Below are 7,863 nucleotides of genomic sequence, written 5' to 3'. Positions count from 1 at the left end.
TCCTGCGGGTGAGCCACTTTTTTGCGCCCTGTGCTGGACGCTGGGCTACGAGAGGGGCTACGAGATGGAAGCCTTCGCGGCTGCGGCGGATGACGTCGCGTCGCCCTTGGTCGGCTCCAGCCGCACGATCACTGCCTTCGACATGGGCGTGTTGCTGCCCTCCGCGAGCTCCTCCAGGGGCACCAGCACGTTGGCCTCCGGGTAATACGCGGCGGCACAGCCACGGGCGCTCGGGTAGGAGACCACGCGCCAGTTCCGCAGCACGCGTTCCCGGCCGTCCTGGTATTCGCCGCGGATGTCCACGTACTGACCGTCAGAGAAGCCCAGCTCGGCCAGGTCCTCCGGGTTCACGAACACCACGTGTCGGCCCTTCTTGATGCCCCGGTAACGGTCATTGTGACCGTAGATGGTGGTGTTGAACTGGTCGTGTGAGCGGAGGGTCTGCAGGATCAGGGTGCCTGCGGGACGCTCGACCGGCTGCAGGTCGTTCACCGTGATGATCGCCTTGCCGGTGGGGGTGCTGAAGGTTCGTGAATCGCGTGGTCCGTTCGGCAGCACAAATCCGCCTTCCCGGCGAACCTTCTGGTTGTAATCCTCACAGCCGTCAACGACGTGCGAAATGTGCTCGCGGATCACGTCGTAGTTGGCTTCGAACCCATCCCAGTCCACGTTCACCTTGTCGCCGAGGACGGCGCGCGCGAGGCGGCTAACAATGGCCACCTCGGAGAGCAGGTTCGGTGCGACGGGATCAACGGTGCCGTGCGATGGGTGCACGGCGCAAACCGTGTCCTCCACCGTGACGAACTGCGGGCCGTTGGCCTGCATGTCGATCTCGGACCGGCCGATGGTCGGGAAGATCAGCGCTTCCTTGCCGATCACCGCGTGCGACCGGTTCAGCTTGGTCGAGATCTGCACCGTCATATCGGTGGCCTGCATGGCCTCCTCGGCGGCGTGGGTGTCAGAGATCGCTGCTACGAAGTTTCCGCCCAATGCGAGGAAGACCTTGACGCCGCCGTCGCGCATCTGGCGGATGGTCTCCACAGCGTCAATGCCGTGGTCACGGGGTGGGTCGAAGCCGAACTCCTCTTCCAGGGCGTCAAGGAACGACGGCGGCATCTGCTCCCAGATGCCCATGGTCCGGTCGCCCTGGACGTTGCTGTGCCCGCGAATCGGGGAGGCACCGGCGCCTGGCTTGCCAATGTTGCCGCGCAGCAGGAGCAGGTTGATGATCTCCTTGATGGTGGCCACGCCCTTTTTCTGCTGCGTGATGCCCATGGCCCAGGTGATGATGACCTTGTCGGCCTTGATGTAGCGGGCCGCCAACTCGTCGATTTCCTCGACGGTCAGTCCTGTTGCCTCGAGGACAGCGCCCTCATCCAGCTGGGTCAGACTGACTTTGAGCTCGTCAAGACCCTGGGTGTGCTTTTCCAGGAAGTCGTGGTCCAGGACCGTTCCCGGGTTCTCCGCTTCGGCGTCGAGGACCCGCCGGCAGATCGCCTGCATGAGGGCCATGTCGCCGCCGATGCGGATCTGCATGAACTGGTCGGCGATCTCGGTGCCGCGGCCCAGGACTCCCTTGATCTCCTGCGGGTTCTTGTACCGTTTCAGGCCAGCTTCGGGCAGGGGATTGATGGCGACGATTTCGGCGCCGTTCTCCTTGGCGTGCTCCAGCGCTGTGAGCATCCGGGGGTGGTTGGTGCCCGGGTTCTGTCCCATGATGATGATCAGGTCGGCTTTGGCGAAGTCATCGTAGGCGACTGTGGCTTTGCCGATTCCGATGGTCTGGCCCATGGCCCAGCCCGAGGACTCGTGGCACATGTTGGAGCAGTCGGGAAGGTTGTTGGTGCCGAAGGCCCTGACGAACAGCTGGTACGCGAACGCAGCCTCGTTCGACGCGCGGCCACTGGTGTAGAACGCCGACTGATGCGGGCTCTCCAGACCGTTGAGCTTGTCAGCGACCAGCGAGAACGCCTTTTCCCAGCTGACCGGCTGGTAATGATCGCTGTCGGCAGGCTTGTAGACGGGCTCGGTGAGACGCCCCTGCATGCCCAGCCAGTATTCGCTTCTGGTGAGCAGGTCAGTGATCGAATGCTCAGCCCAGAACTCGGAGGCCACCAGTACTGGAGTTGCTTCCCAGGTGACAGCTTTGGCACCGTTCTCGCAAAACTCGAAGTTGCTACGCTTTCCCGGATCGGGCCAGGCGCAACTCATACAGTCGAAGCCATCTTTCTGGTTCAGTGCGAGCAGGGTCTTCCGTGTCCGGTTAGGGCCCATATGCTTGATCGCCGGCTGCATCGAGTGAATGACACCCGGGACACCAGCGGCCCATTCCTTGGGTTTGCCAACCTCGATGTCACTCTCGTCGGCTTCTTCTACGTGCGGATTTGTGCGGACCATTTTCCACTTCTCTTTCTTACTTCGATACCCCAGACTTAGCAGGCAGCGCCGCGTACCGCAAGGTCCGGTCGATGTCGCGGGCCGAGTCTCGTGCATATCTGACCCATCAGGGCAGTAGTCTCGACAGGTGAAACCGTTTCTGCTGATTGCCACCCGTGCCGAGGACGCCGCCGCCGACGGCGAGTACCAGGCGTTCCAGCGTTTCGGCGGGCTTGAGCCGAACCAGCTACACCGCGTGCGCGCCGAATCCGGCCCTCTGCCGCATGTCGACCTGGAGCACTACTCGGGCATCATGGTGGGTGGCAGCCCGTTCAACTCATCCGACCCGGAACACCAGAAGTCCGAGGTCCAGCGGCGGGTGGAACGCGATATCGGCGGGTTGCTGGATCGGGTTGTCGCCGCCGACTTCCCCTTCCTCGGCGCCTGCTACGGGGTGGGCACCCTGGGGCGTCATCAGGGTGCGGTGATTGACCGCACCTTTTCCGAACCAATCGGGGCGGTGCCCATCACGCTGGCCGCCGAGGGCGCTGCGGATCCGCTACTGGCCGGGCTGCCGTCGTCGTTCGACGCCTTCGTGGGGCACAAGGAAGCCTGCACCACCCTGCCCGACGGCGCGGTGCTGCTTGCGTCATCGGCAACCTGCCCGGTCCAGATGTTCCGGATCCGCAACAACCTTTATGCCACCCAGTTCCATCCAGAGCTCGACGTCGACGGGCTGATCCAGCGCATCGACATCTACCGCGACGCCGGGTACTTCCCTCCGGCTGAAGCTGAAGACTATATGGGTCGCGCCCGCTCGGCGCGGGTCCAGTGGCCGGCGACGATCCTGCGGAACTTTGTCAGCCGGTACGCGACGGCCTAGCTAAGCGCGAGCACTCACGCTCCGCGCCTTCGGTTCGTTGGTGAACAATCGCGATGAACTAATGGGCCTGCGACCCTGCGACCCTGCGGGACAGGGTGCTAAGGCGTTTTCGCCTCCTGTTTCGCCATTAGTCTCGCCCTTTAGAAGGCCTTGACCCGGGGTGTCGTCCAGAAACGTGCATGCAGTGCATGCGTTGCATGCATCTACCGAAACCGGAAGTGCATGCAGTGCATGCGTTGCATGCATCATTTGAAACGGATACCTATCCGCACCGAACAGAACGGATGCTTGGCCGCACCGTTGAACCCTGGTACCGTCCCGGCCGGATGAACAGCCTGAGATCGGACGAGATCTCAGGCTGCGGCCGAATGATGGGCTTGATCGGAGTGCCGGCCACGGGGAGGGTGCATCGTAGGCTGAACCCATGACTGACCCGATGACTGATCCCAGGACTGCCACCGAGACCCACCTGCTTGAGCCGACGCTGACCACCGCCACGCAGATCTTCTCCCGCGATACCCCACCGGTGCTCACGGTGCACCCGGGCGACTCGGTGCGGGTCAGGTCACTTGACGCCTGGGGGCATCTGGAGCGGCAGACCGTTCCCGGGGAGGATAAACCTCAGCTCTTCGCCGAACGGAAGGGGCACTGCCTCACCGGGCCCATCGCCGTCGCAGGCGCCAAGCCCGGGGATATGCTGGCCGTCACCTTCGTCTCGCTCACGCCCGACCCATGGGGCTTCACGAACGCCGGGCGGAAAGACGACAGCTTCACCCGGCTGCTCGACGTCGACGGCGGGGTCCCACAGTGGCTCCTGTGGGATGTCGATGTGCAGCAGGGGACAGCCTCCAACCAGCTGGGCCAGACGGTGACGCTGAACCCGTTCCTCGGCGTCGTGGGCGTGCCGCCAAACAGTCCCGGCGACTTCACCACTACTCCTCCGCGCGCCGACAGCGGCGGCAACATCGACTGTAAGGAACTGACCGCCGGGTCCACCCTGTTCCTCCCGGTGACCGTGCCAGGTGCGCTGCTCAGTGTGGGCGACGGGCATGCCGCGCAGGGCGACGGCGAGGTCGGCGGCACCGCGATCGAGTGCGGAATGACCACGGACCTGGTGCTCGACGTCGTCGTCGATGCACCCCTGCAGACCATCCATGCGATCACGCCGACGGCGCGGATCACCTTTGGATTCAACGCCGACCTCAATCTCGCGACCGCTGAAGCACTCAAGGCCATGTTGACCTGGATGCAGGACCTGTACAGCATGGAACGCACGCATGTGCTGGCCCTGGCGAGTACGGTCGTGGACCTGCGGATTACGCAGATCGCCAACGAAACCTGGGGCGTGCATGCAGTGCTCGGACGTGACGCGGTGCGGGAGTCGCCGGCGGTGTGATGGGCCTATCGGCGCCCACCCCGCTGGATAGCAAGTATACTTAGGACTTGGTATACCTAACATTTGACTGCCCAACGATAGGGGTCCCGTCATGAAACAACCTCAGCCACGCGGTCCGGTGAGCTCCCTGCTCCTGGATATCCTGACCGGTCCGGAGCAGAGCGGCCCCGAGCTCCCGGCGCCGGCCGCCGCGCTCGCCGGCGCGGTGCGGGATGCGCTTGCAACAACCAGCGACTTCGCCTTCGACGAAGACCTCCAGCTCACCCTGTTTTGCCTGTTCGAACTGCACTACAGCGGCATCGACGGTGCCAGCGACGACTGGGAATGGAATCCTGACCTGATCGCTGCCCGCCGCCTCCTGGAGCACGCCTACGAGGCGCAACTGCACTCCGCGGTGACCTTGCCGGAGTTGCCAGCACCCACCAGCGCCGGTGTCGCTGCTGGCCTCTTTGAGCTCACCGGCGCCGACGGCGGCCCGAGCATGTCGAAGTATGTGGCGAAGCAAGCCACCGAGGAGCAAATCCGTGAGTTCCTGATCCAGAAGTCCATCTACACGCTGAAGGAAGCCGACCCGCACACCTGGGCGATTCCCCGCCTCACCGGCCGGGCGAAGGCCGCCATGGTGGAGATCCAGGCGGACGAATACGGTGGCGGAGCCCCCGACCGGATGCACTCGGCCCTTTTCGCCCAGTCAATGCGCGGCGTCGGGCTCGACGACGGCTACGGCCACTACGTCGACGACGTCCCCGCCATCACCCTCGCGTCGTCGAACCTGATGTCGATGTTTGGGCTCAACCGGCGGCTGCGCGGCGCAATCGTGGGGCACCTCGCGTCCTACGAGATGACTTCATCGTTGGCGAATCGGATGTATGCGAGGGGTTTCCGGCGCTTGGGGTACAACGACGCGGTCGCCGCATACTTCGACGAGCATGTGGAGGCCGACGCCGTGCACGAGCAGATCGCCGGTAGGGATCTCGCCGGCGGGTTGGTTGAGGCCGAGCCCGAGCTGCTCGCGGATGTGTTCTTCGGTGCGGCGGCGGCTGTCGTCGTCGACACCTGGATGACCGCTCACATCCTCGACGCGTGGAACGCAGACGCGTCGTCGCTGTACTCGGCCGCCGCGGTCTCCGCATGAGTGGGTGTGCGCCGGAGGGGTGCGACGACGACGCTTCGGCTGACGGACCTGCTGGGGACACCCGCGATTCGACCGGTCCGCGGCAGACGATCGTCGCATTCCCGAACGGCCCGCTGCTGGTTCGCGGGGACTTCGACATCGTGGATCCGGACGGCAATCAGCTGCGTCGCAGCCGCAAGACCGTTGCCCTGTGCCGGTGTGGCGCGTCGACGCTCAAACCGTATTGCGACGGCAGCCATAAGATGATCAACTTCAGGACTGAACCCGAAAGCTAGGCTGGCGGCGTCGGCAGGACCAGTTCGAGGATGAAGTCGTTTTCGACGCCGGAGCCGAGCCGGAACGTCTTCACACCCACCTTGGTGAAGCCGTGCTTCTCGTAGAACCGCACGGCCCGATGGTTTTCGTCATTGGTGCCCAACCATACGGCTCGGGCGCCAGCCTGAGCGGCAGTCTCAAGGGTTGCCTGCATCAGGGCGGAGGCTTGTCCGCGGCCGTGGTGATCGGGGTGGACGTAGAACTTGCTCAGCTCAATGGTGGGGAACGTCGACAAGGACGACCGAACGCCGGCATCGATGGGGTCGCCGGCGATGAGCATGCTGTAGGCGTCGAGGCGGTCCTTTTCGCGCAGGCACAGCAAAGTCTTTCCCGGGTCCGCTAAATGTTCGAGGAACCGGGCCGATGAGAGTTCGGTTGCAATGTGGTGCTGAATGTCTTCGGGTCGCGACGACGCGGGGCACGCCAGTGGGAAGGTGACGGCGGCGAGCTCGGTGAGCCGGTCGGCGTCGTCGGCGGTGGCCCGGTCGATGAGTAGCTTCACGGGATCCATATTCTCACGCGGGGTCGTGGGTTCCGGCTTCTGCTGGTCCGCAATGACCTTGAAGATTCTTTTGCATAATCCTGAACAGGAACTGATTAGTTGCCATGACAGATTGTTTTGGCAAATCAACTTAACTGATAGCGATAGATGATGACAGTGAATACTAAATCCGCGCGGGAGATCTCTCCATGGCGTGGGCTTTTCGGCATCCCGTTGATCACCACGGTGACCTTCATGGGACTGATGCTGATCACGGCTGTCATTAATGGGCTGCCCGTGCGTGATCCTGACGGCTTCCTGGGCCCGAGCTATGTGCGGCTGCCGCTGATCGTTCTCCTGGTGATGATCGCTGATGTTGTGCCACGAGTGTTCGCACAGCGACCTTCGGTCAAGGGCATGCTGGGCACCGCCGGAGCGGTGATCAAATCACGCTGGACGCTACATCGAATTGCTGCGATTACTGCCGGGATGGCGAGTTTTTACCTCGCATATGTGGCGTATCGGAATTTGAAAAGCTTTTTGCCATTTCTTCGGGACCGTCTGACGGACTCCATGCTGGTAACCACCGATCGATGGTTCGCTGGGGGCAATAACCCGGGCGACGTCCTTCACAGTGTGTTGGGAACGGGTTTCGCGGCCGAATTACTGTCGGTCGTGTACGTGTCGTTCCTGATTTTTGTCCCCGTGTCGCTTGCCGTCGCGATGGTCTGGTCCGATGACCTTTCCCGCGGAGCCTGGTATGTGAGCGCTCTCTGTTTCAACTGGATTCTCGGTACCGCGGCCTACTATCTGCTTCCGTCCTTGGGCCCGATCTACGTAGAGGAGTCGTCCTTCACCGACCTGCCGGTCACCGCGACGTCGGACTTGCAGGATTCGCTCTACGACAATCGGCTGGCCGTCCTTGTCGATCCTCATGCGACGGAATCGGTCCAGGGCATTGCGGCATTCGCGTCCCTGCATGTGTCAATCGTGTTCACGGCGGCCTTGATGGCGCAGCTAGTCCGTTTGCCCAGGCCGGTTCGATGGTTGATGTGGGCCTACGTTGCGCTGACCGCCCTGGCGACCGTGTATTTCGGTTGGCACTACATCCTCGACGTTCCGGCAGGCCTTGCAATCGGGGGCTTGTCCGTCTGGTTGGCGGCTTTGGCCACCGGCATCATCCGTTTCCCGGGTCGGCGCCGGGAGATCGCGATGCTTCGTCCGACGGCCTAGTGCCCAGGATGGGGAAATTTTAGACCGATAAAAAACCGGGTCGG

Annotated in this window: 7 protein-coding genes; 5 read left to right on the top strand and 2 right to left on the bottom strand. The window is 63.2% G+C overall.

Annotated features, from left to right (window positions below):
* Window positions 1-57: 57 nt before the first annotated feature.
* Window positions 58-2,397 (bottom strand): FdhF/YdeP family oxidoreductase, encoded by a 2,340-nt coding sequence (locus B384_RS0104820; protein ID WP_019482007.1) that lies wholly within the window; start codon window positions 2,395-2,397, stop codon window positions 58-60.
* A 127-nt stretch (window positions 2,398-2,524) separates the two neighbouring features.
* Between B384_RS0104820 and B384_RS0104815 the strand changes: the two genes are divergently transcribed.
* From B384_RS0104815 to B384_RS21390, 4 genes are all read left to right on the top strand, one after another.
* Window positions 2,525-3,259, top strand: coding sequence for a glutamine amidotransferase (locus B384_RS0104815; protein WP_019482006.1), 735 nt, complete (start codon window positions 2,525-2,527; stop codon window positions 3,257-3,259).
* Between the two features lie 424 nt (window positions 3,260-3,683).
* A complete protein-coding gene (locus B384_RS0104810; RefSeq protein ID WP_019482005.1) occupies window positions 3,684-4,655 on the top strand; it encodes an acetamidase/formamidase family protein in 972 nt (323 codons plus the stop codon).
* 91 nt (window positions 4,656-4,746) lie between these two features.
* Window positions 4,747-5,790: an iron-containing redox enzyme family protein gene (locus B384_RS0104805; RefSeq protein ID WP_026040974.1), complete on the top strand. Its 1,044-nt coding sequence runs from the start codon at window positions 4,747-4,749 to the stop codon at window positions 5,788-5,790.
* Window positions 5,739-6,065: a CDGSH iron-sulfur domain-containing protein gene (locus B384_RS21390; RefSeq protein ID WP_337459685.1), complete on the top strand. Its 327-nt coding sequence runs from the start codon at window positions 5,739-5,741 to the stop codon at window positions 6,063-6,065. Before B384_RS0104805 ends, B384_RS21390 begins: the two co-directional genes overlap by 52 nt.
* On the opposite strand, the gene B384_RS0104795 is transcribed toward B384_RS21390, so the two are convergent.
* Window positions 6,062-6,616 carry a GNAT family N-acetyltransferase gene (locus B384_RS0104795; protein WP_019482002.1) on the bottom strand — a complete coding sequence of 185 codons (555 nt, stop codon included), beginning with the start codon at window positions 6,614-6,616 and terminating at the stop codon, window positions 6,062-6,064. The two genes, B384_RS21390 and B384_RS0104795, sit on opposite strands and share 4 nt — an antisense overlap.
* A gap of 147 nt (window positions 6,617-6,763) precedes the next feature.
* On the opposite strand from B384_RS0104795, the gene B384_RS17770 reads away from it, so the two are divergent.
* Window positions 6,764-7,819 (top strand): phosphatase PAP2 family protein, encoded by a 1,056-nt coding sequence (locus tag B384_RS17770; RefSeq protein WP_192813063.1) that lies wholly within the window; start codon window positions 6,764-6,766, stop codon window positions 7,817-7,819.
* Window positions 7,820-7,863 lie beyond the last annotated feature (44 nt).

The organism is Arthrobacter sp. TB 23 (assembly GCF_000294595.1).
In the GTDB taxonomy this organism is placed as follows: Bacteria; Actinomycetota; Actinomycetes; order Actinomycetales; family Micrococcaceae; genus Arthrobacter_D.
This window is presented reverse-complemented; position numbering and strand designations above follow the sequence as displayed.